This is a genomic window from Streptomyces pimonensis, assembly GCF_041380215.1.
GTDB lineage: Bacteria > Actinomycetota > Actinomycetes > Streptomycetales > Streptomycetaceae > Streptomyces > Streptomyces pimonensis.
This window is the reverse complement of the sequence record NZ_JAHWZY010000015.1, coordinates 127,552-151,429: the sequence shown is the minus strand read 5'-3', so window position 1 is coordinate 151,429 and position 23,878 is coordinate 127,552. Positions and strand designations below refer to the sequence as shown.

13 protein-coding genes are annotated in these 23,878 nt (G+C 73.4%); 11 read left to right on the top strand and 2 right to left on the bottom strand.

Annotated elements, in window-relative coordinates:
* Window positions 1-191 precede the first annotated feature (191 nt).
* The 4 genes from KYY02_RS17255 to KYY02_RS17240 all read left to right on the top strand — a co-directional run bounded on the left by KYY02_RS17255 (window position 192) and on the right by KYY02_RS17240 (window position 6,550).
* Complete coding sequence (locus tag KYY02_RS17255) at window positions 192-1,229, top strand: sugar-binding transcriptional regulator (RefSeq protein WP_371238846.1); 1,038 nt, start codon at window positions 192-194, stop codon at window positions 1,227-1,229.
* Window positions 1,230-1,236: 7 nt separating this feature from the next.
* Entirely contained in the window at window positions 1,237-1,899 is a 663-nt protein-coding gene (locus KYY02_RS17250; RefSeq protein WP_371238845.1) for a type VII secretion system-associated protein, read from the top strand.
* Window positions 1,896-5,213 carry a hypothetical protein gene (locus KYY02_RS17245; RefSeq protein ID WP_371238844.1) on the top strand — a complete coding sequence of 1,106 codons (3,318 nt, stop codon included), beginning with the start codon at window positions 1,896-1,898 and terminating at the stop codon, window positions 5,211-5,213. The genes KYY02_RS17250 and KYY02_RS17245 overlap by 4 nt, the downstream gene beginning before the upstream one ends.
* A gap of 65 nt (window positions 5,214-5,278) precedes the next feature.
* Window positions 5,279-6,550, top strand: coding sequence for a hypothetical protein (locus tag KYY02_RS17240; protein ID WP_371238843.1), 1,272 nt, complete (start codon window positions 5,279-5,281; stop codon window positions 6,548-6,550).
* 54 nt (window positions 6,551-6,604) lie between these two features.
* On the opposite strand, the gene KYY02_RS17235 is transcribed toward KYY02_RS17240, so the two are convergent.
* Entirely contained in the window at window positions 6,605-9,934 is a 3,330-nt protein-coding gene (locus KYY02_RS17235; protein WP_371238842.1) for a right-handed parallel beta-helix repeat-containing protein, read from the bottom strand.
* 74 nt (window positions 9,935-10,008) lie between these two features.
* Between KYY02_RS17235 and KYY02_RS17230 the strand changes: the two genes are divergently transcribed.
* Complete coding sequence (locus KYY02_RS17230) at window positions 10,009-11,238, top strand: S8 family serine peptidase (protein ID WP_371238841.1); 1,230 nt, start codon at window positions 10,009-10,011, stop codon at window positions 11,236-11,238.
* A gap of 209 nt (window positions 11,239-11,447) precedes the next feature.
* On the opposite strand, the gene eccCa is transcribed toward KYY02_RS17230, so the two are convergent.
* Window positions 11,448-15,386 carry a type VII secretion protein EccCa gene (eccCa, locus tag KYY02_RS17225; protein ID WP_371238869.1) on the bottom strand — a complete coding sequence of 1,313 codons (3,939 nt, stop codon included), beginning with the start codon at window positions 15,384-15,386 and terminating at the stop codon, window positions 11,448-11,450.
* Window positions 15,387-15,728: 342 nt separating this feature from the next.
* Here eccCa and eccD point away from each other — a divergent pair, with 342 nt between their 5' ends.
* From eccD to KYY02_RS17195, 6 genes are all read left to right on the top strand, one after another.
* On the top strand, window positions 15,729-17,126 hold the full coding sequence (gene eccD, locus KYY02_RS17220; protein ID WP_371238840.1) for a type VII secretion integral membrane protein EccD: 1,398 nt from the start codon (window positions 15,729-15,731) through the stop codon (window positions 17,124-17,126).
* A gap of 17 nt (window positions 17,127-17,143) precedes the next feature.
* The gene (gene eccB, locus KYY02_RS17215) at window positions 17,144-18,616 is read left to right on the top strand and encodes a type VII secretion protein EccB (RefSeq protein WP_371238839.1); all 1,473 of its coding nucleotides are present in this window, start codon (window positions 17,144-17,146) and stop codon (window positions 18,614-18,616) included.
* A 371-nt stretch (window positions 18,617-18,987) separates the two neighbouring features.
* Window positions 18,988-19,338, top strand: a complete 351-nt coding sequence (locus KYY02_RS17210; protein WP_371238838.1) for a hypothetical protein — start codon at window positions 18,988-18,990, stop codon at window positions 19,336-19,338.
* A 69-nt stretch (window positions 19,339-19,407) separates the two neighbouring features.
* Window positions 19,408-19,728, top strand: a complete 321-nt coding sequence (locus KYY02_RS17205; RefSeq protein ID WP_371238837.1) for a WXG100 family type VII secretion target — start codon at window positions 19,408-19,410, stop codon at window positions 19,726-19,728.
* Between the two features lie 28 nt (window positions 19,729-19,756).
* A complete protein-coding gene (locus KYY02_RS17200; protein WP_371238836.1) occupies window positions 19,757-20,203 on the top strand; it encodes a type VII secretion system-associated protein in 447 nt (148 codons plus the stop codon).
* A gap of 12 nt (window positions 20,204-20,215) precedes the next feature.
* Entirely contained in the window at window positions 20,216-23,863 is a 3,648-nt protein-coding gene (locus tag KYY02_RS17195; RefSeq protein ID WP_371238835.1) for an AAWKG family protein, read from the top strand.
* The last annotated feature ends 15 nt before the right edge of the window (window positions 23,864-23,878 follow it).

Below are 23,878 nucleotides of genomic sequence, written 5' to 3'. Positions count from 1 at the left end.
TCGGAATGATTTCTTCCCCTCCCCGGCACGGGCGACCCGTCCGGGGCGGGGAAAGTCCGGCCTCGGAGGTCACTGACGTCTCCGGTGTCACTACGATGTCGCTTGTCCGTCATGTTCCGCTCACTTCGTACAGATGAACTAGCCGGAGAAGTGATGTGTGTTGACGAACGATCAGAGCGTGGAGAGACGACATGGCCGAACCGGCTGAGGCTGTGGCGTTACCCGCACCGATCGACACGCTCCTCGCCGCCGCCGTCGCCCGGCGCTTCTACCTGGAGCAGCGGTCGAAGGTGGAGATCGCCAAGGAGTTCGGCATCAGCCGGTTCAAGGTGGCCCGCCTGCTCGACGCGGCCGTGGCCCACGACATCGTGCGGATCGACATCACCGTCCCGGCCGAGATCGACGTCCCGCTCGGACGGGCGCTGACCGAGCGCTTCGGACTCCGGCACGGCATCGTCGTCAACCTGGGCCGCGGCGAGGACGGTACGGCGGCGTCGGCGGACCAGCGGCAGAGCGGTCGCTGGCTCGGCACGGCTGCGGCCCGGCTGATCTCGGAGATCGTCGAGGAGGGCGACGTCCTCGGGCTGGACGGCAGTCACGCGGTGGACGCGCTCAGCGAGGCGGTCACCCGGCTGCCGCTGTGCGACGTGGTCCAGCTGACCGGGGTGCGCGGGCGGGACCTCGCCCACGACGCCGCGATCACCGCGGTCCGCCGTACGGCCGCGGCGGGCGGCGGCAGGGCGTTCCCGCTCCACACCCCGTTCCTCCTGCCCGACGCCGTGACGGCCGCCGTCCTGCGCAGCCAGCCCGCCACCGCCGAGACGCTGGACCGGTTCGGCCTGGTCACCAAGGCCGTCGTCGGCATCGTGGCGTGGGACGCCCCGCACTCCACGGTGTACGACGCCCTGTCCGACCGGGAGCGGGAGACGCTCCAGGAGGCGGGAGCGTGCGCCGAGGTGGCCGGACACGTCCTGGACACCACGGGCCAGGTGATCCCCACCGAGCTGAACGCCCGCACGATCGCCGTCAGCGCCGCGGAACTCCGCGGCGTCACGGAGCTGATCGGCGTCACGGCCGGTGGACGCGGCACCGGGGCGGTCCGCGCCGCGCTGAGGTCCGGACTGCTCACCGGAGTCGTCACGGACGCCACGACCGCGCGCCGCCTCCTCTGGCACGACGACCCGGACGACCCGGCACGGACCGCGTCTTCGTCCCGATCCACCGAATGAGGACAGCATGAGCCAGCAGGACGAGGCGCTCCCGCCCGTTCCGGACGACATCCGCGAGGCGGGCCGTCTCGCCCCGGACCACTGGCTGGGGGTGGTCGACCCGACGTGGTCCGGGGAGGGGAGGCCCCCGGAGTGGGCGATGACCGGCCGGTGGCGGTCCGGCCTCGACGGGGAGATCGTCGAGTGGGAGGACAACCCCGAGTACCGGCCGTCCCCGCGTGCGCTCGGCTGGCCCGAGCCGGAGGACGAGGTGGACCGCGCCGTCCAGCTCGCGTCGACCGGGTACGGGCCCGGCGAGGCGGTGCCGGCCACGCTGGTGGGACGCGAGGTGGCCGTGCTGACGGCGCCGGGCGGCGGTCCGCTGAGTGCGGCGGCGCCGGACGGGACACCGGTCGTCCCGGTGTTCACCTCGTCGGTCTTCCTGCACACCGCGGGGCGTTTCGCGTTCGAACTCGTCCGCGCGGACGACCTCGTGGCGCGCGTCCCCGAGGGGCACGTGCTGTACCTGAACCCCTCGGCCGCGGTGAGCATGCTGCTGGACCCCGACGCCGTGCGCGACGCGGTCCGAGGCGGTGCGGACGCGGGGACGCGGCCCGCCGCCGCGCCCGCGGACCGCACCGCGCGGGTGCTGACCGAGGCCGTCCACCCCGTGCGGGGGACGGACGCGTGAGCCGCTGGTCGTCCGTGATGCCGGGCCGGGGACGCAGGTCCGGCTCCGGTACGGGCCGCCGCGGCACGGCGAGCCCGGCCGGCGGCGCGAACGGCACAGGGAACCGGGGCGTCGGCGGCCCGCCGGTCGAGGACGTCGACGGCGTGCTGCTGGTGCGCTCGGTCGAGGACGACTCGTTCCCGCTGGACGTCGTGGCCGAGGTGGCGGGTGCCGTCGGGCGGGAGGAGGACGTCGTCACGGTGATCGTGGGCTCCGCCGCCGGGGGCGGGGGGCCCGACGCCGACCACTGGGCACGGCTGGGCGCACTGCTCGACTCCCTGCGCGCGCGGGGCGCCGGACGGGTCCGGCTCGTGATGTCCGGCGCCGGTGACGACCGGCCGGACCGGCCCAGCGTCGCCCGCAGGATCGCGGACGCCTGGGAACTGGAGGTGACGGCTCCGGACGGGGCCGTCCTGATCACGCCCGGGGGAGCGCTCTTCGTCCATGACGGCTCCCGCCCCGGATGCGCGTGGTGGCGGTTCGCGCCCGGTGCGGAGCCCCGGAAGGCGGGCCGGCGCGCCCCGGTGCCCGTCTGGGAGGAGGCGCTGGACGGGGTGCCGGTGCGCACGGCCGGCGGCTGTGTCGTGGACCGTGTGCCGGCGGGCGTGGTGATCCGCCCGGCCGAGGCGCCCGAACCGGCCCCCGACGACCTGTGCTTCTCCGTGCCCGTCGACTTCGAACGGCTGACGGTGCTGGTCGGCGCACCGCAGGCGGAGGACGTCGCCGCCGACGAGGTCGCCGCCGTCCTGGCGGGGCTGCCGGAGGCGGAGCGCGCCCGCGCCCGGCTCGCGCCCGGCGGCCGGCGCGACCTGCTGCGGCTCGGGCAGTCGGTCGCCGATCTGCTGGGCGCCGAGGTGGAGGTGCTCACCGGCCTGCCGCTGCTCGACGACCACGCACCGCCCGGAACACCGCCCCGGCCGACGCTGGTCGGGCTGGACGGCAGACCGAGCTGGCGGCCGTTCGTGCCGTCCGTGGTCTGCGGTCCGGTCGACTCCGAGGGGCGGGCTCCCGTCCCCAGGCCGACGGAGCTCCACCCGCCCGACTGGATCCTCGGCGGCGGAGAGCGGGGGACGGTACGGCTGACGGACCGCTGGCAGGCGACGGTGACCCGGGCCGGCCTCGCCCTGTGGACGCCGGACGGCCCCCGTCCGGGGCCGCTCGGGCCGGCCGTCGACCCGGAGGTGTGCGCCATCGAACTGGGCATGCCCGGTCAGCCGTTGGACGACTCCCTGCTGCCCGCGCTGTCCCGCCTCGTGCGCGGCCTGGGAACCGACGTCCGGTCACGCACCACCCTGCTGGTCCGCGGCAGGCTCCTGGCGGGCGACGGCGCCCTGCGTCGCCTGGCCGCCGAACACGGCATACCGGGCATCCGCTACGTCACCGGCGGCCGGCCCACGCGCCCCGGCCCGGCCGCGGGGCCCGGCCGCGTCCCACCGCCCGGGCGGGCGGCCCACGGGCCCGGCCCTGCCGCCGGGCCCGGCCGGGCTGTTCCGGCCGGGGCCCACGGTCCCGGTACGGCCGCCGCCCCGCCCGCCGCCGGAGTGGGCCGTGCCGTGCCGCCCGGTGCGTCGGGCCGGGGGCCCGGTGCGGGTGCCGGTGGTCCGGAGGTTGTCGGGCCCGGCCGGACGCCGCCGCTCGGTGAGGTGGTCCGGGGGGCGGGTACGGCCGTTGCTCCGCAGGTCGCCGAGTCCGGCGCCGGGGCGGACCGGGGTGCCGGCGGGGCTGTCGTCGGCCCGTCGGCTGCCGCCGGCCCGCAGGCCGGCGGGCCCGGCGGGGCTCCGGTCCCCGGCGGGGTGGTTCAGGGGCCCGGTGCGACCACCGCCCCTCCGGCCGCCGGAGCGGCCCGTCGGCGGCCCGGTGCGACGGTGAGTGGCCCGCCGGCCGCCGGACCCGGAGCGGCCCGCCCCGACGGTGTGACCGCCGGTCCACGGGCCGCCGAGCCCGGGGTGCCGGCGCCCCCGCCCGTCGAGTCGCCGGATGCCTCTCAGGATGGCGGGGTCGTGGAAGCGGATGGTCCTTCGGTCGCCGCGCCCGTGGCGTTGCCGGACGTCCGGGTGGACGCGGATGCTCCCCGCCTGCCGGTCGCCGGTGCCGGAGGGCCCGTGCCGCCGGGGTCCCTCCGGGAGGGCGGGTCCGCACCGTCGCCGGATGCCTCCCAGGACGGCGGGGCCGCGGGCCCGGAGGAAGCGGAGCCTGGGGCGCCCGTGCCCGTCGCGTCCCCGGAGTCCGGTCCACGGGGGCGGTCCGCGGAAGGGGCCGCGACCGCCGCGTCCTCGGAGGCCGGGGACGCCGGTGGGAGCGAGCGGGGGGCCTCCGGGGCCGGTGCGGCGCCGGACGGCGGGACGGGGCCGGGGGGCACGGGGCCCCGGTCCGCCTCCCCGGCCGGGCCGCGCTCCGGAACCGCCGGCGAGGAAAGCCGTCCGGGCCCGGACGGTGGCCGGGCCGGACGCGCCGGGGCGGGGACGGGAGCGCGCGGGCGCGGCGGTGAGGCGCCCGCCCCGGACCGCGCCGCCCTTCCGTTCGTGCCCGGGCACGTCAGCGGGGCCGCCGAGCGCGCCGCGTTCCGGGACGCCGCGGCCGGCGCCTGGGAGGGACACGCCGCCGCCGTGTCCCGGGTGCTCACCCGGATGCCCGCCCTGCGCGGTCACGAACTGGAGGCGGCGCGCACCGACCTCGTCGCCGCGCACGCCTACCTCACCGCCGGGGAAGGGCCGCTGCACCACCGCGAGCTGATCCGGGACCTGCACACCGGTGAGGGGCGCCTGCTGCCCTATGCCGGCTGCCTGGCGTCAGCCCTGCGCCGGCTGCCCTCCTACCGGGGCGTGGCCCTGCGCGGCGGGGACACCGACGGCCCCGAACCGGCGCTCGGCGCACTGCTGCACGACCCCGCCCCGGTCAGCGCCCTGGCCGGGACCTCGGCGCTCCCCACCGGGTCCCCCGTGCGCTACGCGATCTGGTCCGTCACCGGCCGCAAGGTACGGCAACTGCTCGACCGGCCGGGCGGCCCCACGGAGACGCACGAGGAGATCGTCTTCGTCCCGGGGACCGGCTTCCGGGTGCTGGGGGTGCGGACCGTGCCCGCGGGCCCCTCCGTCGTACTGCTGCGTGAGCTCCCCGGGAACGCGACCGCCTACATGGACGGGTCGGAGGAACTGAGCGGCCTGGACCTCAAGGCCCTCACGCACCTCGAGGAGGCGCTGGCCAAGGGCTTCCGCGTCGGTGACGGCCCGCAGTGGCCGGAACGCTGTTCCGGGCCCGTGGGCCAGGACGGATAGCGAGCGGGGCGCACCACCCGACCACCCATCACCCCACAGTCCACACAGACAGATCGAGGAGAACGATGGCAAGTCAGAAGAAGCCGCCCGCTCCCGACGGGCCCGGCGGCACGGGCGGTTCGTCCGTCCGCAGGGCCGTCTCGCTCGGGTCGGCGGCGGCCGACCCCGGCCCGATGCTGGCGCCGTCCGCACGGCGTACGGCCGCACCGGAGCCGGACGAGGGCGGCACCGGGGGAGCGCAGACGGCACGGCCGGCCCCGGACACCGCCGGGAGCGGGGCCGCTCCCGAGCGGCCCGCCACCACGGGCGCTACGGCCGGGGAACAGGCCGCGACGGCCGCCGCACCCGCCGCGGCCGCCGCAGCACAGCGGTCGGAAACGGAGAGCGGGAGCGCCGCCGAGCAGGCCACCGCCGTCCGGGCCGCCGCAGCCGCCGGGGCCGGTGGGGTCGGTGGAACCGCCGCCGCCGCCGCTGCCGCCGGTGCGGACGGACCGCCGTCCGGGAACCCGAAGAAGCCCCTGCTCGCCGCCGCCGGCATCGCGGGCGTCGTCCTCCTCGCCGTGCCGCTGCTGATCTGGGCCACGGACGAACCGCGGCAGAAGAAGAAGGAGGACGTGGCGGTGGCCGCCGGGTCCGACACGCTGCTCGAGGAGGAGCCCCTGGAGGTGCCGAAGGGCGACTACGCCCCGGCGGAGCCCACGCCGGAGCCCTCGACGGAGAAGCCCTCCGCCAAACCGAGCCCCGTCGTCGAGAAGGCGCCCCCGGTGGTGAGTTCGGCGTCCCCGGTCAGCGAGTCGCCCAAGGCGCCGGAGAAGAAGAAGGAGGAGGAGACGGAGAAGGAGAAGGAGGAGCCCCGGATCGAGAAGCGCGAGGCTCCCGAACTCCCGGCGAACACCGCCGCCTACGCCGCCCGCCAACTGGCCGCGTCGAGTCCCGGCCGGCACATCTGCTACCGGGTCCACAGAAAGGGGGCCGGCTGGACGACCCCGAGGTGCGACGGGGCCATGTCGGGCAAGGGGTTGCCGATCACGGCCATCAACATCGCGGTGGTCGGCGCCACGAGGGTGTCCGCCAACGAGTACGTCCAGAAGGACGGATGGACGACCGCCTGGTCGAGTGCGGCCGACGGGACGGACCTGACGCTGGGCAGCGACTCCCCGAACGCGCCGAACCTCAGCGGTTACGCCGTCGGCGTCGCGGACGGCAACGTCTGCCACCACCACAAGCTCGGCGGGCACGACTGGGGCGCCTATCTGTGCGAGTCGTCCAAGGGCTGGAGGTTCGGCGGGTCGCTGGAGCCGGACAAGTGGCTGGAGAGCGTCAAGTTCAACCTCTGAGGGACGCGCCGGCGCAGCGGACGCCCGCCGGCCCCGGCCGGCGGGCGTCCGTCCTCACCAGGAGGGCTGCTGCCCCAGGGGCTGTCGGACGGGCAGGTCCTCCGGCAGCAGGGTGGTGAGGTCGGCGAGGCTGGGCGAACCCAGCCCGCCCAGCCGGCGGGCCTGGCTCGTCATCATCGCCTCCAGCAGCTGCCGGGCGAGCCGCGCGTTGCCGAAGGACCGGTCGCGCGGGATGGCGTCCACATGGGCGCGCAACGCCTCGACGGTGGCGTCGGCGCACTCGTACCCGGAGGCGGCGGCGTGCCGGGACACGATGGTGACCAGTTCGTCCGTGCTGTAGTCCTCGAACGTCACGAACTTGGAGAACCGGGACGTCAGGCCGGGGTTGGAGGCGAGGAAGCGCCCCATCTCCTCGGTGTATCCGGCGACGACGACCACGATCTCGTCGCGGTGGTCCTCCATCAGCTTCAGCAGGGTGTCGACGGCCTCGCGGCCGAAGTCGTTGGACGACCCCTCGGGGGTCAGGGTGTAGGCCTCGTCGATGAACAGCACCCCGCCCAGCGCGCTGGTGAAGACCTCCTTGGTGCGCTGGGCGGTGTGGCCGACGTACTGGCCCACCAGGTCCGCCCGCGCCACCTCCACCAGGGAGTCGCGGGGCAGCACCCCCAGGGAGTGCAGGAGCCTGGCGTACAGCCGGGCGACGGTGGTCTTTCCGGTGCCGGGCGGTCCGCTGAAGACGAGGTGGTTGCTGATCCGGGGGGCGGGCAGCCCCGCGGCGATCCGCTGCCGGGCGTTGGTCAGCAGACTGACCAGATCGGCGACCTCCCGCTTCACGGCGGCGAGCCCCACCATGGCGGTGAGCTCGGCCATCGGGTCGGACGCGTCGTCGGCGTCCTGCGCCGCGCCGCCGACGGCCGCCGCCTCCGCGTCGCCGACGTCCTGCGGCAGCAGCAGCGTCAGGTCGTTCTCCGCCGGGTCGGTCATGGCGGCGAGCCGGAACGCCTGCCGGTCCACCATGTCCTCGAACACGCCGCGGGCCGCACGGCCGTTGCCGAAGGACGCGTCGCGTGTCATCTGCTCGAAGCGCACGGCGAGGGCCTCCCGGGTCAGCGGCCCGAGCTCGAACTGGTGGCGGTGGCAGAGGCTCTCGGTGATCGTCACCAGTTCCTCCACCGCGTAGTTGCCGAACTCGATGGTGCGGGTGAACCGGGAGGCGAGACCCGGGTTGGCGGTGAGGAACGACTCCATCTGCTCGGAGTAGCCGGCCGCCACCACGACCACGTCGTCGCGGTGGTCCTCCATCAGCTTCAGCAGGGTGTCGACGGCCTCGCGGCCGAAGTCGTTGGACGTTCCCTCGACGGTGAGGGTGTAGGCCTCGTCGATGAACAGGACCCCGCCTAGCGCGCTGTTGAACGCCTCGGTGGTCTTGATGGCCGTACCGCCGATGACCTGTGCGACGAGATCGGCGCGGGCGACCTCGACCAGGTGCCCGCTCCTGAGCACGCCCAGGTCGGCGAGGATGCTGCCGTAGAGACGGGCGACGGTGGTCTTGCCGGTGCCGGGCGGCCCCGCGAAGATCAGGTGCCGGCTCATGGACGGGACCGGCATGCCGAGCCGGCGCCGGCGCTCCGCGAGCTGGTTCAGGTTGACCAGTGTGGTCACCTGGTGCTTGACGTTCTCCAGGCCGACGAGCGCCTCCAGTTGGGCCAGCGGGCCCTCGGGCTCCTGCTCCTTGCCGGGCCCGCCCGGGGCGCCGTCCGCGCCGGTGGCCTCGGCCGACTCGCCCCAGCTGTCCGGCAGGCCGTTGTCCGCGCTGGTCAGCAGCTCGACCGTGAGCCGTTCGCTCGCGCGGCTCTGGCGCAGTCCCGCGCCCCGGTTGTCGCGCACGACGCACCGGGTGACGTCGACCGGCTCGGCGCTGTCGACCCGTACGCCGTCGCCGGTGCTCCCGGTGATCTCACAGGCGTCGAGGACGGCCCGGCCGCCGCGCGACACCTGGACGCCGTGGGCCCTCGAGCCGTGCACCCGGACCCTCTCCAGGGTGATCTCGGCGCCGTCCCGCACCCCGACCCCGGCGTCGGCGCTGTCGCCGATCTCGCAGTCCCGCAGGGTGCCCCGGCCGCGTTCGCCGACGAGCAGGCCCGAGCGGGCGGCGGAGTTCAGCACGGTGTCGCTGATCTCGGGGTCGGAGTCGTCGTCGATGTGCAGCGCGCAGCCGCCGGCGGACTCGATCTCGCAGTGCTCGAGCCGGCCGCGGCCGTCGTCGGTGAACTCGACGCCGTGGCCGCCCGCGCCGGTGATGCGGGCGTGGCGCAGCAGGGGGTTGGCGGCGGAGCGCACGGAGACGCCGACCCCCGCCGCGTCCAGGACCTCCAGTCGTTCGAACTCGGCCGTGGAGTCGTCCCAGAGCTGCACCGCCCCGGCGGTGTCGGCGCAGTCGCTCACCACGGTGTCCCGCAGCAGCGGGGCGCTGCCCTCGACGACCCGCACGGCGCCCTCGGTGGAGCCGTGGAACGAGCAGTTCTCCAGGGTTCCGCGCGAGCGGTCCAGGACGAGCAGCCCGCTGGTCTTGGTGCGCCGGGTGACGCATCCGCGCAGCATCGGGTCGGCCCCGCCGGAGATGACGATGCCGCTCTGCGCGATGGACTCGAAGGAGGTCTCCTCGATCTCCGGGCGGGACATGCTGGTCACCAGCATCCCCACCGAGGTGTGGTGCACGACGCACCGCAGCACCCGGGTCGAGCTGTGGCCCTCCAGGGCGATGGCCGGCTTGTCGGTGCCGGAGATGTCGCAGCCCTCCACGGTGCCCCGCGCCTCGCCGCTCGCCAGGACGCCGTTGGCCCGCGCGCCGCGGATGCGGCAGTCGCGGACCAGGGGTCCGGCGCTCTCGCCGATGACCACCGCGGAGGTGCCGAAGTTCTCGAACACGCAGTCCTCGACGACGCTCTCGGACTCCGAGGAGTCGACGAGCCCGGCGCCGCCGGGGTTGCCGATCCGGCAGCCGCGGGCGGCCAGCGATCCCTTGCCGCGGACCAGCAGCGCCGTCCATCCGGCGCCGGTCACGGTGCATCCGTCGAGGGCGGCCTGCCCTGCGGGCACGTCCACGACCGCGGCCTCCTTGTCGCGGCCCCGGAGGGTGAGGGCGCTGAGCATCACGGCGTCGGCCATGAGGGTGACGGCGGTGCCGTTCCGAGGGCAGAGCTCGACGGTGCCCGGCTCGCCCTCGCCGACGATCGTCACCCGGTGCCGGATGACGAGGTTCTCGGCGTAGCGGCCGGGACGGACCCGGATCACCGCCCCGGTACGGGCCTGGGCCAGGGCCTCACCGATCGTCTGGAATCCGTCCGACCGTTCCGGGCCGACCGTGAGTATTTGCCGTGCCACGCCTCGAATCTCCTTGTGCTGCTGCGGTAGTTGGCGTTGTGTGTCGTACATCTTGTGTGCCTATCATGCGGCTCATGCGGAATGTCATGAAAAGCCGGGGTGCGGGCTGTGTGCTGGCGATCGCCGTGGTCCTGCCGGCCGCCGGCGGGCCGGCCTTCGCCCTCCCCGCCGCCCCGGCCGCGCCGTCGGGGAGCCCCGATGCCGGCGATCCGGGGGCCACGCTGCTGCCCCCGCTGCCCGTCCGGCTCGGCGAGGGCAGCCCGTGCACCGGGACCTCGGGGCAGACGGCCACCGGAGCGGCGTGGTCGCAGACGGCGCTCGGACTGTCCCGGGCCCAGCGGATCTCGCGCGGCGACGGCGTGACCGTCGCGGTGGTCGACACCGGTGTCTCCACCGGCGTCCCCAGCCTGTCCGGCAGGGTGGAGGCCGTCGACGCGGCGGCCGACGACTGCGTGGGCCACGGCACGTTCGCCGCCGGCCTGATCGCCGCCGCACCGGAGAAGGGCAGCGGCATCGCCGGGGTCGCCCCGCAGGCGGAGATCCTCGCGCTGCCGGGCACCGACGACCGCGGGGTGCCCTCCGTGGAACGCGTGGCCGCCGGCATCCGGACGGCGGCGGACCGTGGCGCGCAGGTCATCTACGTCGGCCAGACCCTGCGCACCGGCAAGGACGAACTCACCGCGGCCGTCGCTCACGCCACCCGGCGCGACGCGCTGGTCGTCGCCCCCGCCGCCCCGGACGCCGTGCCCCGCGAGGAGCAGGGACCCGACGGCGAGATGCCCGAGGGCCCGTACTGGCCGGCCGCCGCGCCCGGTGCGCTCGCCGTCGTGGACTTCGGCCCCGGCGGCGTACGGCAGAAGAACGCGCCGCCCGCCCACGAGCCCGACCTGTCCGCGCCCGGCGGCGAGATGGTCAGCGTCGGCCCCGGGGGCACCGGCCACTACATCGGCTCCGGCGCCTCGCTGGCCGCGGCGGGCGTCGCGGGCACCGCCGCGCTCGTCCGCGCCTACCACCCCGACCTCACGGCGGCCGAGGTCACCCGCCGCCTTCTCGACACCGCCTACCCCTCGGACACCCCCCGACTGGACCCGTACGCCGCCCTGTCCCTGGTCCAGGAGCGCGCGAAGCCCGCCGTGCGGGCCCCCGCCCCCGTCCGCATGCCGGCCCCCGCCGACCCCGCCCCCCACATCCGCTCCCTGACGATCGCGGCCGTGGGCCTGACGACGGTCCTCCTCCTGGCGGCCCTGGCCGCGGTGATCCCCCGGGGCCGCACCAGGAACTGGCGCCCCCCGACCGCCTCCTGAAGAGGCCGCCGCCGTGCCCACCGCCGCCGCGATCCGCGCCCGCCCGTACCGCAGGGCGGCACGGGCGGGCGATGGGGGTCCACCCGCCCGAGCGGAGCCGGGAGCGGGGGAGGCACCCCGCCGACGCGGGGCCTCGTCACCACCTCCCGGCCCGTCCCGCAGGAGCCGGGCCGCCCACCGTCCGCCGACGGCCGTCCGACGGGGGCACATCAGGACGCGTCCCCCACGAGCCCCGTCTGCACCTGCAAGGTCTTGCGCCGGGCGATCCGGACCGCCCGTCCCGGAATCAGCTCCCGCCCCTTCACGCTCCCGAAGAGGTACCCCTCGCTCGGCGGACACGACATCAGCAGTCCGGGCGTGTTGACCTCCTGCAGCCTCCGCAGCAACGCCTCGTTGAGCCCGCGCCCGGCGCCCGCCGACGACCGTGCCACCACCAGGTGCAGTCCCACCTCGTGCCCCAGCGCCAGATGGTCGAGGAGCGGAGCGAACGGCTGCGTCATCGGCCCGCCGCCCACCATGTCGTAGTCGTCGACCAGGATGAACAGCCGGGGCCCCTGCCACCAGTCGCACAACCGCATCCGCGACGGAGCGATGTCCTCCCCGGGCACCCGCTGCTTGACCGCCCGCGCCGCCCCGTCCACCAGATCCCTCAGCATGTCCAGGGACACGGCGTGCCCGAGCCGGTACGCCTCGGGCACGCTCTCCACCAGCTCCCGCCGGTAGTCCACCGTCATGATCCGCGCCTCGGCCGGCGTGTACCGCTCGGTGATGCCGCGTGCGACCAGCTTCAGCAGGTTGGTCTTGCCGCTCTCCGTGTCGCCCACGATGATCATGTGCGGGTTCTCGGTGAAGTCGTGCCACACCGGCGCCAGTTCGTTCTCGTCCAGACCGATGGCGATCCGCAGGCCGTTCTCGCCCTCCGCCTCGGGCAGCTCCTCGACCGGCAGCTTCGCCGGCAGCATCCGCACCCGGGGCGCGGCCGGCCCCGTCCAGTTCTCGGTGATCGCGGCGACCAGCCCCGCGACCCCGTCCGCGAGGTCGTCGGCGTCCTCGACCCCGTCGACGCGCGGCAGTGCCGACAGGTAGTGCAGCTTGTCCGGGGTCAGACCCCGTCCCGCGCTGCGCGGGATCGTGGCCGCCTTGCGGGAGTCGATCTGGGAGTCCATGGGATCACCCATCCGCAGCTCCAGCCGGGTCCCGGTCTGGTCGCGCACCGAGGACGACAGCTCCACCCAGCGGGCGGTGGTGACCATCAGGTGGACGCCGTAGTTGAGCCCGCGGGCGGCCAGCGCGTTGAACGTGGCGATGTGCCGGTCGAAGTCCTGGCGCACGGTGGCCCAGCCGTCGATGACCAGGAAGACGTCCCCGTGCGGCTCGTCGGGGAACTCGCCCGCCGCGCGCCGCTTGCGGTACGTCGCCATGGAGTCGATGCCGTGCTCCAGGAAGAACCGCTCCCGCCGGGCGAGCAGCGTGGTGACCTCCGCGATCGTACGGCCCACCCGCTCGGTGTCCACCCGCGCCGCGACCCCGCTCATATGGGGCAGCTCGTCCAGCGAGGCCAGCGTGCCGCCGCCGAAGTCCAGGCAGTAGAACTGGACTTCGCGCGGGGTGTGGGTGAGTGCGAGCGCGGTGATGAGGGTCCGCAGGAGCGTGCTCTTGCCGCTCTGCGGGCCCCCGGCGATGGCCACGTGGCCGCCGGCCGCCGACAGGTCCACGGTCAGCAGGTCGCGCAGCTGGTCGAAGGGCCGGTCCACGACGCCCACCGGCACGGTGAGCCGCCCCCGCAGCGGCCAGTCGGCCGTGGTCAGGCCGTAGCGCGGATCGGGTGCCAGCGGCGGCAGGATCTGGTCCAGGGTGGCCGGCCGGCCCAGCGGCGGCAGCCACACCTGGTGTGCGGGCGGCCCCGCCCCGCGCAGCCGGTCGAGCGCCACCGACAGCAGCGTCTCCCCGCCGCCGTCCCCCTCGCCCTCCGGTTCCGGCTCGTCGTGCTCGCCGGCCGGGTCCGGGTCCGCGGGCGCGCGCGGCACCACCCACTCCGCCGACCACGGCACCACCTGACGCGCCACCTGCGCCTGCACGACGGCCCGGCGCCGCTGGTACGGCCCCGAGACGTACGCGGCCCGGAACCGGGTCAGCGCGTCGACGCCGCTCTTGAGGAAACCGGCGCCCGGCTGCGCGGGCAGCTCGTAGGCGTCCGGCACACCCAGCACGCCCCGGCTCTCCATCGCGGAGAACGTCCGCAGACCGATCCGGTACGACAGATGGCTCTCCAGCTGGTGCATGCGGCCCTCGTCCAGCCGCTGCGAGGCGAGCAGCAGATGCACCCCGAGACTGCGCCCGAGCCGGCCGATCATCACGAACAGCTCCATGAAGTCGCGGTGCGAGGCCAGCAGTTCGCTGAACTCGTCGACCACCACGAACAGGCTGGGCAGCGGCTGCAGCGGCGTCCCGGACTGCCGCGCCTTCTCGTACTCCAGCGCGGAGGTGTAGTTCCCGGCGGCGCGCAGCAGCTCCTGCCGCCGGATCAGCTCCCCGTGCAGGGCGTCCTGCATCCTCGCCACCAGCGCCACCTCGTCCGCGAGGTTGGTGATGACCGCCGAGGTGTGCGGCAGTTCGTCGAGGCCGAGGAAGGTCGCGCCGCCCTTGAAGTCGACGAGGACGAAGTTCAGGGTCTCGGAGGAGTTGGTCAGCGCCAGTCCCAGCACCAGCGTGCGCAGCAGCTCGCTCTTGCCGGAGCCGGTGGCGCCGATCAGCATGCCGTGCGGTCCCGTACCGCCCTGCGCGGACTCCTTGATGTCCAGCTCCACGGGCCGGCCCTCACCGCTCACCGCGATCGGCACCCGCAGCCGGGCGCTGCCGGTCGCCTTCTCCCACAGTGTGGCCGGGTCGTGCCGGTGCAGATCGGGGATGTTCAGCAGCGAGGTCAGTTCGACGTCGTCGGCGAGCGGCTTGGAGTCGTCGCCGCCCACGCTCATCCGGTACGGCGCCAGCAGCCGGGCGAGCGCGAGCGCGCCCACCGTGCCCAGCCGGTCGGGCCGGCCGAGCACCGTCGACTGCTCCTTGCGGTCGCGGTCGGTGCGCACCAGCGCGACACCGCCCTCGTCCACCTCCAGGCGCAGCGTGGTCCGGCCGGGCTTCCACGCGAGCGCCCCGGTGAGGTCGAGCACCACCGCGTTGCGGAACCCGTGGCCGTCGAAGCGGTGCCCGGCCGGCACCGTGCAGCCGTCGATCACGACGACCGTGTACGGCTCCTCACGTCCCGGGACCGCGTCGGGGTCGGCGCCCGGCCGCTCCAGGAACTCGGCGCCGAGCAGGTTCTCCAGCTCGGTGAAGGCCGAGGCGATCAGACGGGCCGGTCCGGCCCCGTCCTCCTCGTGCCGGTGCAGGCTGTGCGGCAGCCACTTCGCCCACTCCCACTCCGCACGCCGCTCGTCCGAGACGCACAGCGCGATCCACAGGTCGTCGGGGGAGTGGAACACCGCCAACTGCGCGAGCAGGGCCCGGGCCTGGGCGCGTATCCGCTCCTCGTCCCCGCGGAACAGCACCTTCGACCAGGCCCGCAGGTAGATCGCGATGGGCTGGTCCCTGACGGTGGAGTAGGCCCGGGTGAAGCTGCGCAGCGCGTGCGCCGACAGCGGCTCCAGGTCCTCGACGGGCTTGGTCGACAACGGCGTCAGCTTCATCGCCAGCCGCTGGTCGCCCACGCCCATCCGCACCTCGGCGAAGTCCTCGTCCGACGACCGCCGCTCCCACAGCCGGGTGCTGCGCACCAGCGACGACAGGGCGTCGGGTTCAGGATGGCGCCAGGCGAGGGCGCGCTGCTGCTCGACGATGGACGCCCGCACCATGCGCCGGGTCTGCCGCAGGTACCGCAGGTAGTCGCGGCGCTCGCCCTTCATCCGCTGCTTGCGTTCGCCGTTGCGGCGCATGACCTGGCCGAGCATCATGCCCGCCGACGCGATCACCATCACACCGAGCGCGATGTAGATGAACCCGCCACTGCTCTGGCTCATCCCCGGCCGCATGAACATCAGCATCATGGAGACCGACATCAGCGCCATCGGCAGATACGTCCACACCGCGGAACTGTCCGGCACGACTTCCGGAAGCGTGGGCGGCTCCTGAAGACTCAGTTCCCCCGACGGCATTTCCGGCCCTTTACGGCGGGCCGGGCGGCGGAACAGGATCACGCTCAACGAACGTCCTCCTCAACGATTTCGGAAGGAATTCCGGGGAAACCCCGCGGGGACGTCGCGGGTTTTTCCGTAATGAGTCAGAGTCCCGCGCGACGGCGTCGGGAAAATGGCCGGGAGGTGCCGTGACGCCGAACTCCCGGAGTGGTGTTGCGAAAAGCCCGGCATACGGTCAAACTCGTCGGCGCATGCCCCGTCCGACTTTTCCGTCGCGTTCGGCGACCGGCCGGTGTGCCGCTGCCACCTTCCAGCCACCGCACATCGCGTGGTCCGCCAGAAAGTGTGAACCCCGAAGCCATGACTGAGAATCAGACGGCGAGCCTGTGCCGCGTCACCGTACGTGCTCCGGCCAGGACCGTCGACCTGGCCGTGCCCTCCGACGTCCCCGTCGCCGATCTGCTGCCCACAGTGATCGGCTACGGAGGCGACGACCTGGAGGAGTCCGGTCTGGAGCACGGAGGTTGGGTACTCCAGCGCCTCGGCGGTCCACCGCTCGACCCCGAGAGTACCTTGGACTCCCTCGGTCTGCGGGACGGAGAGGAGCTTTATCTGCGGCCGCGCACCGAGACGCTGCCCGAGGTGCACATCGACGACCTGGTCGACGGCATCGCCGACGGCATGGGCCGCAGACCGCACGGCTGGAGCCCGGAGGCAGGCCGGCGGCTGCTGCGCGGACTGGCCGCGGCCACCCTCACACTGGGCATCGTGCTGTTGGCCATGCCGGGCACGGCGGGCTGGATACGGGCCGTCGCCGCCTCGGCCGTCGGACTGCTGCTGATCGCCGGGGCGGGCTCCGCCTCCCGCGCCGTCGGGGACGCCGGGGCCGGCTCGGTGCTCGGTCTCATGGCGGCCCCCTACTTCGCCCTGGCGGGCTGGCTGCTGCCCGGCGGCGACCTGGGCGGCGCCGACGGCGAAGCCGTCCTCGGCGCACGGTTGCTGGCGGCGTCCGCGGCCGGCGGCGCGGGCGCGGTGCTCGCCCTGGCGGCGGTCGGGGTGTACCCGGCGCTGTTCATCGGCGCGGCCTGCATCGCGGCGGCGGGTGCGCTCGGCGCCGCGCTGATCACCCTGGACCTGGCGCCGGAGCAGGCGGCCGGTGTGGTGGCCGTCGTGGTGGTGCTCTTCGGCGGGTTCGTCCCGTCCCTGTCGTTCCGGCTGGCCGGCATGCGGATGCCGCCCCTGCCGACCAACGTCCAGCAACTGCAGCAGGGCATCGACCCGTACTCCTCCTCGGACGTCGATGCGCGCTCCGCGCTGGCGGACGGCTGGATGACCGCCCTCTACGGCGCCATCGGCCTGGTGTGCCTGCCCTGCCTGGTGGCGCTCATGGCCTCACCCGGCCTCGCCGAGATCCTCACCGTCGTGGCGTTCTCCCTCCTCCTGCTGCTGCACAGCAGGGGGCTGGGCAACGTCTGGCAACGAATGGCGCTGACCTGCGCCGGGGCCTGGGGCGTGGTCCTGCTGCTGTTCGTCTCCGCGCGCTCCCTCGACCCGGCGGACCGGCTGACCCTGACGGCCGGGCTGATGGGGCTGGCCGCCGCGATCGTCATCGCCTCGTGGACGGTGCCCGGACGGCGGCTCGTCCCGTACTGGGGGCGCGCCGCCGAGCTGCTGCACTCGCTCGCCGCCCTCAGCATCCTGCCGCTGACGCTCTGGTCGATGGGCGTCTACGGCTGGCTCCGCGGCATCAACGGCTGACCCGGGAGAACGGCGACATGCACAGCAAACGAGACCAGGTACAGGCGCATCTCTTCATCATGGGGCGGCTGGCCTCGGCCATGCTGCGCGCCGATCCGGACTCCCCGGAGAGCCCGCTGGGCCGGACCAACCGCGGCGCCGCGATCGGCGTGATCATCGCTGTGCTGGTGTGCGCCGGCGCCTTCGTCTTCGGTCTCATCCGGCCCGGCGGCAACGACTCGTGGCGCTCGGGGGAGAACCTGATCGTCGACAAGCAGACCGGCGCCCGCTACCTGTACCTGGACGGGCGGCTGCGCCCGGTGCGCAACTACGCCTCCGCCCGGCTGGTCACCGGAGGCGAGGTCGGCGTCACGACGGTGGGCACGTCCTCGCTGGCCGGCACCCCGCACGGTACGCCCGTCGGCATCCCCGACGCGCCCGAGGCGCTGCCGGGCGCGGGCGACCTGGACGGCAGCCCCTGGCTGGTGTGCTCGGACGTCCTGCCGCGGACGACGGGCGTCGTCACGGCGACCACGACGCTCGCCCTCGGCGCCGACGCCCCGCAGGACGTGCCCGGCGGCAGGCGGCTGGGCGAGGACGAGGGCATGCTGGTCACCGGCCCCGACGACGCCACGTACCTGCTGTGGCAGGGCAGCCGGCTGCGGCTGGACGAGCGGGCGAAGGCGGCCCAGGCCCTCGGGTACGGCGACGTCACCCCGCGTCCCGTCTCCGCGGCGTTCCTCGACGCCTTCCCGCTGGGACCCGACCTGGCCCCCGCCGAGGTGCCCGGCCGGGGCGACAAGGGGCCCGAGCTGGCCGGCCGGAGCACCAGGATCGGGCAGCTCTTCAAGGTCGACGTACCCGGCTCCGCCGCCCGCTACCACCTGCTCACGCGAGAGGGCCTCGTCCCCCTCACCGACACCGGCGCCACCCTCCTGCTGGGCGACCCGCGCACGCGGGGGGAGGCGTACGGCGGGGACGCCGCGACCGTGGCGACGCTCGGCGCGGACACCCTGGCCGGGCACCTCGCCCCCGACGCGCGGAGCACGGAGTCGGCGAGGCTGCCCGCGACGCCGCCGAAGGCGTTCACCGTCGCCACCGGCTCGGTGGCCTGCGCCGAGGTGGACTCCGCGGCCTCCGGCGTGCGGGTGGGCGCCTCGGTGCTGCCCCGAAGCGCCCTGCCCGAGGCCGCGCAGGCGCCGGCGCCCGAGGTAGAACCGGGCTGCCTGAAGGTCGACTCCATCGCCGTGCGGGCCGGAAAGGGCTCGCTGGTCAGGGCGTTGAGCGCGAGCGGCAGCGCGCTGGGCGACACCACGTACCTGGTGACGGACGAGGGCGTGAAGTACCGGCTGCTGTCCCAGGAGGCGGTGGCGGCGCTGGGCTACGAGGGCGTCGAGGCACGCACGATGCCGTCCCCGATGCTGGCCATGCTGCCCAGCGGCCCGGACCTGACCCCCGAGGCGGCGTCCGAGGGCGAGGCGCGGGTGACGCTGCGGTGTCCCGGGCGCTAGCGGGCGGGAGGGGGCGGCCGGGCCCCGCCGGCGACCGTCCGGAAGGGAAATTCTTGACGCCCGCCCGGCCACCTCGCGTTAAGCCGGGCACTCGGCGGTGTCCGGCGGACTGCGCCGATGCCCGATCTGTCCGGCCGGATTCACCGTGCCGCTCACTTGAGCGGCGTAAATTCCGGGATATTGCTCAACTGAGCTTCCCGGTAAGGGACTCCACGGTTCCGTCTGTAATTGCCAAACAAGTTGCGGCCTGCATAGCATCTGGCCACCCCATGACCCCGGCGCGTCATTCGTGACCGCAGGGAAGCCCTGTCTGCCCGCAGGGCGAAGTGAGGGCCGCAGCCCGGCGAGTTGTGCCGAAAGGGAGTTCTCTCATGGCCATGCAGCAGTCCGAAGAACGCGCGACCCGCAACGGGATCCTGGCGCTGGAACAGGCCTTCTCCGGTGTTCAGCGCTGCCAGCAGGACGTGCAGACCACGTCACACACGCTCGCCTCGAATTACGGGGGCGCGGACGGCGGAAAGTACAAGAAGCTGCTGGAGCAGTGGGACGAGCACGTCGACACCATCCTGGTCAACCTGGACCGGATGGTCGACGAGCTCAACGGCACCCTCCGGGAGCACGGGCTGGTGCAGGGATCCAGCAACGACGCGATCGACGCGGAGTACTCGCGCTCCACGCAGGTGTTCGACGAGCTCAACGGCACCAGCACGTCGTCGAACTGATCCTCGGCGCACCCGCCAGGAACCGCCCCTTCCCCCACTCGTCATTCTCCCGGTGAATCGAGGAATCCGATGGACTTCTCCGACGGCTACATCTACGTCGACTACAACCATGCCGAAGGCGCGGCGGACGACATGATCAGCCAGTCCAAGGCGATCATGAGCATCCTGGCCAACCTGGAGATGGAACTGGCCGAACTCCGCAACAGCTGGATCGGTGACGACCGGGACGTCTACAGCGAGGTCCAGGCGAAGTGGGACAACGCTGTCGAGAACATCAAGACCCTGCTCGCCAACCACTCCGGCCTGCTCACCGAGATCTCCAACAACTACCGGTACACGGAGCAGAACCTGTCGCAGCGGTGGGGCGACATCAGGATCGGCAGCCGCTGACGCCGGCCGGTGACGGAAGGGTGATCGCGTGGCCGTCACGGTCCTCGACAGCACGTTCCTGAAGAACTTCATCAACAACCAGATCGACGACTTCCGGACGTCCCTGGAGAACATCCTCAAGGACAGCCCGACCGCCGGCCCGGCCATCTCGTTCATCGCGGACAGCATCTCGACCACGACGATCCTGTCCTCGAAACCGCTCGTCCTCGGCCCCATGGCCGACGAGAACAGCGTGGTCGGCGGGGGAGCCCTGAACAAGGTCATCCGGCAGGGCGCGGGCGAGGTCGAACGCATCCTGGAGGACCAGACGGTCCTCTTCGAGGACCTCGAACAGGCGCTGTGGGACACGATCGACGAGTTGGCCAAGGCTCAGGGCAAGAACCTCGAGAACATCACCGCGGACGAGTTCATGGACATCTTCGAGGATGTCGACAGTGATCTCGACAATCCGGGTGGCACCGAAGAGGAAGAGTAACGGAGTTCGGCAGTGGCCAGCCCCCAGGACAACAACGACGACTACTGGAAGAAAGCAGTCGACCTGCTCACCGGCTACGTCCTGCCGGAGCGGAAGACGTTGTTCGACACCCTCAAGGGCAACGACGACATCCCGATGATCCACGTCCGGGTGGAGGACGAGGGCGGTCCGGGCTATTCGTCGGGTTTTCTGTCCTCGGGGGGTTGGGGCACGCACAACACCAACTACACCATCCCGTACTACCAGCCGGCCGGTAACGGCACGGACGTCGCCGAAGGCAGCTACCTCTACCGGTACCGCGTGTACATCACCTTTCTCGCCACACCCTCGGCCGCGCCCCCGAGCGGGGAGAACGTGATCGCGAAGTTCGAGAAGACGAGCAAGGTCCTGATGGACAAGGGCGGCTCGAACAGCGAAGGCGAGAAGCTCGACTGGGACACCAGTGCCCTGGTCCAGTACATCTACGGTTCCAAGGCCGCCCTCGATCAGCTGACGATGTGGCCCTACTCCACCCACGGATTCGAGAACCGCGGCATCACGGTGGGCGACGGCACCTACGTCGACCTGCTCACCTTCACGAAGACGGCCCAGGCGTTCGACCGGGTCGTCAAGTTCTTCGAGGACAGCGCGGTCACCATCGGCAAGTGGGACACCGAGAACATCGGAGAGGGCAGCGACTCCTGGGACGGCACGTCGGCCGCCATCTTCAAGGAGCTCATCCACAAGCTGGCCCGGAACTACGAGGGGTACGCCGATCAGCTCGACGGCAAGGGCACCGGGGGCTCCGCGGTCACCATCGACACGGTGACGGTGACGTCCGAGCCGGCCCGGGCGCTGGCCGCGGCCCAGAGCGTCGTCCTCGAGCAGGCGCAGAATCTGCGCGACGCCTGGGTGGCGTGGAGGGCCGAGAGCAATCCGCAGCGCTGGCTCTACGACATGCTGCAGGACGCCCGGTTCAACCTCATCGACAACCAGTTCGACAAGACGGATTTCGAAACGGTGTCCAGTGGTTCCGGGCCGTACACCACCTGGAACAACTACGTGGTGTCGACCGCCAACTTCCGGAACGAGATCGTCATCGGGGAGAAGTCGTACGGCAAGCCGAGTGACATGACCACGTGGAAGGCGATCGCCGACGAGGCGGTGCGCCGGTGGGAACAGTCCGTGCAGGACTGGCTCAGCACGAAGGGCGCCGAGGCCATCGTGGCCATCAACAAGGCGTTCAAGGAAGCCGAGAAGGCGTTCGACACCAGCATCACCGACAGGGACGACCGCCCCCTCTCCGAGATCTCCGCCAAGGAGGAGGCCGACGCCGAGAAGAAGAAGGCGGAGGCCGAAGCGGCGGCGGCCAAGGCGGCGGCCGAGAAGGAGAAGGCCGAGGCCAAGGCGGCGGCGGAGAAGGAGAAGGCGGAGGCCAAGGCCGAGCGGGACCGTGAGAAGGCGGCGGCCGAGAAGGAGAAGGCCGAGGCCAAGGCGGCGGCGGAGAAGGAGAAGGCGGAGGCCAAGGCCGAGCAGGAGGCCGAGAAGGCGGAGGCCAAGGCCGAGCAGGAGGCGGCGAAGGCGGCGGCGGAGAAGGAGAAGGCGGAGGCGAAGGCCGCGCAGGAGGCCGAGAAGGCGGAGGCCAAGGCCGAGCAGGAGGCGGCGAAGGCGGCGGCGGAGAAGGAGAAGGCGGAGGCCAAGGCCGAGCAGGAAGCGGCCAAGGAAGAGGCGGCCAAGGAGAAGGCCGAAGCCAAGCAGGCGGCCGCCGAGCAGCAGGCGTTCGCCCTCGCGCAGAACCAGAAGGCGCAGGACGAGGCGAAGAAGGAGCGGGAACGAGCCGCGGCCCAGGCTGAAGTCGACCGCGCCGAGGCCAAGGCCGAGCAGGAAGCGGCCAAGGAAGAGGCGGCCAAGGAGAAGGCCGAGGCGAAGGCGGCGCAGGAGGCCGAGAAGGCGGAGGCCAAGGCCGCGCAGGAGGCGGCGAGGGCGGAGGCGGCCAAGGAGAAGGCCGAGGCGAAGGCCGAGCAGGAGGCCGAGAAGGCGGAGGCCAAGGCCGAGCAGGAAGCGGCGAAGGCGGAGGCGGCCAAGGAGAAGGCCGAGGCGAAGGCCGAGCAGGAAGCCGCCAGGACGGAGGCCAAGGCCGAGCAGGAAGCGGCGAAGGCGGAGGCGGCCAAGGAGAAGGCCGAGGCGAAGGCCGAGCAGGAAGCCGCCAGGACGGAGGCCAAGGCCGAGCAGGAAGCGGCCAAGGAAGAGGCGGCCAAGGAGAAGGCGGAGGCGAAGGCCGCGCAGGAGGCCGAGAAGGCGGAGGCCAAGGCCGAGCAGGAAGCGGCCAAGGAAGAGGCGGCCAAGGAGAAGGCGGAGGCGAAGGCCGCGCAGGAGGCCGCCAGGACGGAGGCCGAGCGCGAGCAGGAGGCGGCGAAGGCGGAGGCGGAGAAGGAGAAGGCGGAGGCGAAGGCCGCGCAGGAGGCCGCCAGGACGGAGGCCGAGCGCGAGCAGGAAGCCGCGAGGACGGAGGCCGCCGCCGAACGGGAAGCCGCCAAGCAGGACCAGGACGACGCACGGGCCAGGGCGGAGGCCCAGCAGGAGGAGGCCCGCCGCGAGGCCCTGCAGGAGAAGCAGCAGGCCCGGCTGGACGCCGAGAACGCCAAGGCCGAGGCGCAGGCCGACTACGAGCAGCAGAAGGCCGAGGCCCGCGCCGAGCGCGACGCAGCCCTCCAGGAGGCCGACCGGCAGGAGGCGGCGGCGCGACAGGAGTACGAGCAGGAGAAGGCCGAGGCCCAGGAACAGCGGGACCAGGCGCGCCAGGACGCCGAACAGGAACGCGCCGAGGCCCGCCGGGAGTACGAGCGGGAGATCGCCGCCGGCACCGACGAGAAAGAGGCCCGCGAGGAGTACGACCGGCGGATCGCTGAGATCGACGCCGCCGAGCGGGAGGCCCTCGAACGGGCGGACGCCGCCGAGGCCGAGGCCAGGAGCGAGTACGACCGCGCGAAGGCCGACGCCCAGGCGGACCGCGAGGAGGCGCGTACCGAGGCCGAGCAGGCGCGCAAGGACGCCAAGTCCGATTACGACCAGCGCATGCGCGACGTCCAGGCCGAGTACGACCGGATCAACGCCGGTGAGAAGAACATCGACGAGCTGATCCGGCAGCGCATCGCCGACCTCCCCCAGCCCCCCGATCTCTCCGCCTACAACGGGGGCGGCCCCACGGCCTCCGCCGGCTCCGCGTACTCCTCCGCGTTCAACGACAACCTCTACAACCAGGACGACCTCGCCTCGGCGCTCGGGCGTCCGCAGGGCAGCGACGCCCTGGCGGGCTCCGCCGACGGCACCGGCACGGGATCGGGATCGCCGGGGATGTACCCGCCGATGATGCGCGGCGCGGGCGGCGAGGCCGGCGGCGGCAGCGGTGAGCGCACCAGGGCCGTCATCGAGCCCGGGGTCGGCCGCTCCGGCCGGACGGCCGCCGCGCAGACCGTCGAGGACGAGGAGCACCGCGTCGTCCCCAGGACCACGCAGACCAGCAGCAGCTCGCCCTTCATGCCGCCGATGGGGCCCATGGGCGGGGCGGGGGACAAGCCGCAGACGGAGAGCGGGGACAGGGAACGGACCACGTGGCTGGCCGAGGACGAGGACGTCTGGGGCACCGACGAGGGCGGCGCGCCGCAGGCCCTGGGGCGTTGAGGGAAAGGGGAGCGG

Coding starts and splice junctions, on each gene's coding strand:
- KYY02_RS17255 (WP_371238846.1), top strand. CDS start 192: ATGGCCGAACCGGCTGAGGCTGTGGCGTTACCCGCACCGATCGACACG.
- KYY02_RS17250 (WP_371238845.1), top strand. CDS start 1,237: ATGAGCCAGCAGGACGAGGCGCTCCCGCCCGTTCCGGACGACATCCGC.
- KYY02_RS17240 (WP_371238843.1), top strand. CDS start 5,279: ATGGCAAGTCAGAAGAAGCCGCCCGCTCCCGACGGGCCCGGCGGCACG.
- KYY02_RS17230 (WP_371238841.1), top strand. CDS start 10,009: ATGCGGAATGTCATGAAAAGCCGGGGTGCGGGCTGTGTGCTGGCGATC.
- eccCa (WP_371238869.1), bottom strand. CDS start 15,386: ATGCCGTCGGGGGAACTGAGTCTTCAGGAGCCGCCCACGCTTCCGGAA.
- eccD (WP_371238840.1), top strand. CDS start 15,729: ATGACTGAGAATCAGACGGCGAGCCTGTGCCGCGTCACCGTACGTGCT.
- eccB (WP_371238839.1), top strand. CDS start 17,144: ATGCACAGCAAACGAGACCAGGTACAGGCGCATCTCTTCATCATGGGG.
- KYY02_RS17210 (WP_371238838.1), top strand. CDS start 18,988: ATGGCCATGCAGCAGTCCGAAGAACGCGCGACCCGCAACGGGATCCTG.
- KYY02_RS17205 (WP_371238837.1), top strand. CDS start 19,408: ATGGACTTCTCCGACGGCTACATCTACGTCGACTACAACCATGCCGAA.